Raw genomic sequence first — 1903 nt, 5'->3', positions numbered from 1 at the left:
ACCATCCGCCCGGCCACCGGATCCAGCTCCGCCCGCGAACGCGCCGCCTGCTCGGCCACCACCCGCGCCCAGGCGTCCTGTCCGGCGGCCCCTTCCGCCGAGGCACCGCCGGGCCCGTCCACCGAACCGGCACCGGACCCGCCCGCCGGGTCGCCGCCGACCTCCACCCGGCGCACGCACCCGGCCGCCCGCACCGCACCGACCGGCAGCACCTCCAGCCCACCACCGCCGCCACGCAGCGCATCGACCCCCGGGCAGACCAGCCGCAGCGCGTCATGCCGGTCCAGCACGGCCTGCACCCCCGCCGCCAGCGCCTCCTCCCCGAGATCCGGCGGCACCCGCAGCACCACCGTCTGGCTGAAACCATCGATCGGCCCGCCCCGCTCGGCCAGCCAGCCCATGATCGGGGTCGGCTCCACCGGACCGGCGCCGTCGTCGTGCCCGGTCTGCTCCGGCCCGGTCTCCTCGGCGACGAGTGCCAGGGCCTCGGGGCTCTGGCACCGGAAGACCTGCCCCGGCGTGATCGCCAGCCCCGCCTCGCGGGCCCGGGAGACGAGCCCGATCGCCAGGATGCTGTCGCCGCCCAGGTCGAAGAAGCCGTCGTCGGCGCAGACCCGGGGCAGTCCGAGCACCTCGGCGAACAGGGCGCAGAGCAGCCGTTCGCGCTCACCGGCCGGCTCCCTGCCTCCGCCGCCCCACTCCGGGGCGGGCAGCGCGGCCCGGTCCAGCTTGCCGTTGGCGTTGAGCGGCAGTTCTCCGAGCACGACGACGGCGGCGGGCACCATGTAGTCCGGGAGCGAGCTCCGCGTGAACTCGCGCAGCGCGTCCGGGTCGAGCGTGCCCGGACCCTGCGCCGCGCCTCCCGTTCCGCCCGCGCCGTCTTCGCCGGCCGTACCGGCCGCGCCCGTCGTCTCCCCGGCGCCGGCCGTACCGGCCGGGTCCGCCGGAACCACGTAGGCGACCAGCCGCCGCTCCCCCGGCCGGTCGGCGCGGGCCAGCACCGCCGCCTGCGCGACGTGCGGGTGGGCGGTGAGCACCGCCTCGATCTCGCCCGGCTCGATGCGGAACCCCCGGATCTTGACCTGCTCGTCGGCCCGGCCCGCGTACTCCAGCATCCCGTCGGCCCGCCACCGGACCAGGTCGCCGGTGCGGTACATGCGCCCGCCGGGGGTGGACGGGTCGGCGACGAACCGTTCGGCGGTCAGGCCGGGCCGGCCGAGGTAGCCGCGGGCCACGGACGGGCCGGAGACGTAGAGCTCCCCGACAGTGCCTGGCGGGACCGGGCGCAGGGCGGAGTCGAGGACCTGGAGCCGGGCGCCGAGCACGGGGCGGCCGATCGGGGCGTCGTCGGGCGAGACCAGCGGGTCGCTGGTGGTGATCACGACGGTGGTCTCGGTCGGCCCGTAGACGTTGACCATCCGGCGGCCGCCGGCCCAGCGGCGGACCAGCTCCGGGCGGCAGGCCTCGCCGCCGACCAGCAGGGTGCGCAGCTCGGGCAGGTCCGTCTCGGGGACGGAGGCCAGCGCGGCGGGCGTGATGAACGCGTGGGTGATGCGCGCCTCGGCGAGGAATCGGCCGAGCGGCTCGCCGCCGTACATGTCCGCGGGGGCGAGCACCAGCGCGGCTCCGGCGTCGAAGGCCATCAGCCATTCGAGCACCGCCCCGTCGAAACCGATGGAGGCGAACTGCAGGACGCGGCTCGAGGGGGTGACGGCGTACCGGCCGGTCCCGGTCCGCGCGTACGCGGGCAGTCCCGCGTGGGTGACCACCACGCCCTTGGGGCGGCCGGTGGAGCCGGAGGTGTAGACGACGTAGGCGGGGTGGCCGGGCAGGACCGGCGCTCCAGGATCGGTCTCGGGCAGCCCCGCGCCGTCCCAGCCGTCCAGGTCGACGACCACGGGGG

1 protein-coding gene is annotated in these 1903 nt (G+C 77.1%); it reads right to left on the bottom strand.

The annotated features are described in order from the left end of the window. On the bottom strand, positions 1–1903 hold a 1903-nt coding region (locus ACFOWE_RS33775), incomplete at both ends, for a non-ribosomal peptide synthetase (RefSeq protein WP_377295156.1).

The organism is Planomonospora corallina, from assembly GCF_042650625.1.
GTDB lineage: Bacteria > Actinomycetota > Actinomycetes > Streptosporangiales > Streptosporangiaceae > Planomonospora_B > Planomonospora_B corallina.
The sequence above is the reverse complement of the archived record's forward strand: the minus strand, read 5'-3'. Positions and strand labels throughout refer to the sequence as shown.